Origin of the sequence: Inquilinus limosus MP06 (assembly GCF_000767795.1) — a bacterium.
Lineage (GTDB): Bacteria > Pseudomonadota > Alphaproteobacteria > DSM-16000 > Inquilinaceae > Inquilinus > Inquilinus limosus_E.
In genome coordinates, this window is the sequence record NZ_JANX01000750.1 from 1 (window position 1) to 2,453 (window position 2,453).

The following is a 2,453-nucleotide window of genomic DNA, read 5'->3' on the forward strand; positions in this document are numbered from 1 at the left end:
GCGTCGAACGGCCTGGCGACGGCCGACCGGGTGCCGGGCGGCTTCGCCAGCTCGCTGGGCGTCAATTCCAGCTTCGGCGTCAGCGGCGGGCTGAACGTCAACAACACCTCCGGCCCGGTGAGCGTGACCGGCGCCGCGGGCATCAGCATGTCGACCAGCCTGGGCGGCGCCTCGGTCATCGGCGATGCCGATGCGGCGGCATCGCATTCCGGCCTCACGGTCGGCGGCGCCGCGGCGGGGCCGGGCGGCACGTCCGCCGAGGCGTCCGGGATCACGGCGTCGGGTGCCGGCTCGACCTCGAGAGGCGGGATCGGAAGCGCGTTCAGCGGCGGGACGTCGAGGAGCATCGGCGGAGCGTTCCGCAATTGACCCCCGGAATCGTCGCGGCGGGTCTCGGCCCTGCGGCTGCTCCGCGAAGCCGAAAATCCGGATGGTGGAAGGGAACGGGCGCCCGATGGCGCCTGTTGAAAGGTGCACGTTTCCGGATGCTGGAGCCGTGCGGGACGAACCCTCGGGCCGCCGTCCTCCGAATGAGGAGTGATGACCATGGTGATCCCGGCCAGTGACGAACCGTCTCCCGCTCTGACGATCGGCGGCGGCGCTCGCCGCGCCGGGGCCGGGGAAGGGCGCTGCGATGGCGGGCTGTCCTTCGTGGTCGAACGCCCGCCGGGGCGGCAGGCCGGGACCATGCGAAGCGGCTTCATCGCATCCGCGGCGGCCGCCCTGGTGCTGTCGGCCTGCAGCCAGCCCCCTCCGCGGCAGGGGACCGTCGCGGTCGAGACCGGAGGGTCCACCGTGATCGTCCCCGCAGGGACCCCGATCATCACGCCGGGACCCGCGATCAACCCGGGAACCCAGGTCGTGCTGGTCACGCCCGGGATCCCGGCCTCCGCGGCGGGCAACCCGGTCGTCACGCCGGTGCCGCCGGTCTCCGTCCCGCGATCCTCGGCTCCCGTCATGGCAACTCCGGTTTCCACCGCGGGGGTGCCGCTGTCCGGCCCCGATATCGTCTCGCTGCTGTCGAACCAGACGGTCTACGCCCGCTACGCCATCAACACCGGGACCCTGCGCGCGGGCGATCCCTGGGTTGAGTACTATCGGCCGGACGGCCAGTACTATTACAGGGACCAGCGCCGCTCCTTCGTGGGGCGGTGGTCCGTGGCGAACGGAAAGCTCTGCTACTCCGAGAACGCGTCCACGGTCTGCGGTGTCGTCTACAGGACGGGCGACACGATATCCTTCACCCAGGAGGGGAGGATCGTCGGCAACAGCACCCGGGTGGTGCCGGGCGACGTCGAACGGCTGGCCGGAGGCTTCAGCCAGTTTTGACGGTCCGGTGGTGGCGACCGCTGCCGGTCGGTGCTTTTTCGGCCATGAATCAAGTATTCGTGAAGAGTATTTTGAGGGCGGCGCTTCGAAAAGCGAAACGAACCGGTCATGGTTGTGTCTTTGCCAGTATTCCTATGGGCAAGAACATAATTCTATCGACTTGATCGGCTCTTTCCTTTGCGGTGATATGGTGTAGTCTCTGTCGTCCAATCGGCCGCGAGGCTGGTTGGCGACCCGAGGCCGGAGAGCATTCGGTCGACCCCCAGGTCCAGGATGGTGGCGTTCAGACCCCGTCAACCATCCGCATTCGTCCGGCCTGCCCGGCGAATGTGGCCACAGGGTTAGGAAGCCGATGCTCGAGAAGCGGTCACTGCGGGCCTCCGCCGGCAAGGCGGATGACGTCTGGACGACGGATTCGGTGCCGGAACCGGAGCGGGAGGATTACTGGCGGGGGGCGCTCCGCCGGCTCTATCCCGATCTGACGGCCGTGGAGCCGCTCGATGGGGAGGCGGTGCGCGGCCGCCTGGTTGTCCGCAGCTTCGCCGACGGATGGGCGGGCGAGTGCCAGCAGAGCGCGGCCCGCCTGGCCGGTGCCGGGTGCGATCCCGCCGGGGACGGGTGGGACGGCTACAATCTCATCCTGCAGATCTACGGCGTCGGGCGTGTCAGCCACGCCGGCCGGACGTTTCACCGGCGGTTCGGCGAGATGACGCTGACGGACGCCGCGCTGCCCTTCGAGGAGGTCGGCCTGGGCTCCCCGCATGTGCAGGTGTGGCGGCTGCCGCGCCACGTTCTCGAACCCCTGCTGATCGCCCCGGATCTCTCGGTCGGGGTGGGCATTCACGGCCGGCACGGCGCCGGCGCCCTGCTTCTGAGCCTGCTGCAGACGACCTGGCGCGAATGCGGCGGCCTGGCGCGGCCGATGCAGCACCGGATCCAGGAGTCCATCTGCCGCCTCGTCGCGCTGGCCTTCAGCCCGGCCTCCATCGTGCACAGATCCGGCCACAACGGCGCTCGCCAGGCATCTCTGCCGGAGGCGTGCGCCTTCATCGAGAGCCGGCTGCAGGATCCGCGGCTCGGCGTCGGCGAGGTGGCCGAATGGCTGTGCTGCTCGCGCCGCAAGC

The 2,453-nt window shown here is 69.7% G+C and carries 3 protein-coding genes; all 3 read left to right on the forward strand.

What is annotated here, in order from left to right:
* Positions 1–369: hypothetical protein (locus P409_RS39530; RefSeq protein ID WP_034848061.1), on the forward strand; the 369-nt coding region annotated here is incomplete at its 5' end.
* Positions 370–540: 171 nt separating this feature from the next.
* Positions 541–1,329, forward strand: coding sequence for a hypothetical protein (locus P409_RS31850; RefSeq protein ID WP_034848063.1), 789 nt, complete (start codon positions 541–543; stop codon positions 1,327–1,329).
* Between the two features lie 352 nt (positions 1,330–1,681).
* Positions 1,682–2,453, forward strand: a 772-nt coding sequence (locus P409_RS31855) for a helix-turn-helix domain-containing protein (protein WP_034848065.1), incomplete at its 3' end; no start/stop codon positions are given.